This window comes from Pauljensenia sp. UMB3104, from assembly GCF_030217285.1.
In the GTDB taxonomy this organism is placed as follows: Bacteria; Actinomycetota; Actinomycetes; order Actinomycetales; family Actinomycetaceae; genus Pauljensenia.
Genome location: NZ_JASONN010000437.1, coordinates 1 through 253, shown reverse-complemented (window position 1 = coordinate 253; position 253 = coordinate 1). Strand labels below are relative to the sequence as shown.

The window sequence follows — 253 nt, the reverse complement described above, 5'->3', positions numbered from 1 at the left end:
GCATTTCAAGAAGCGCCTTCAGGGCCTCGACGCTAGCAAGAATCTCATCGGGGCCAAGAGCTGAAAAAACAGCGTTGAGCTTCTCGCGAAGAACCGCAATATCTCCGCTAGTCAACTGCGTACGAAGCTCAATAGTGTCCTGAGAAACGCGTCCGGAATCGGTCACGACAATGACCAGCACGTTGGTCGCAGCAAGATCAACGATCTCTACCCGCTTCAACGTCTGCAACGCCAACGTCGGATATTCAACAAC

At 52.6% G+C, this 253-nt stretch carries 1 pseudogene; it reads right to left on the bottom strand.

Annotated elements, in window-relative coordinates:
• Positions 1 to 253, bottom strand: a pseudogene (locus QP415_RS12315) (heat-inducible transcriptional repressor HrcA); the annotation flags it as partial.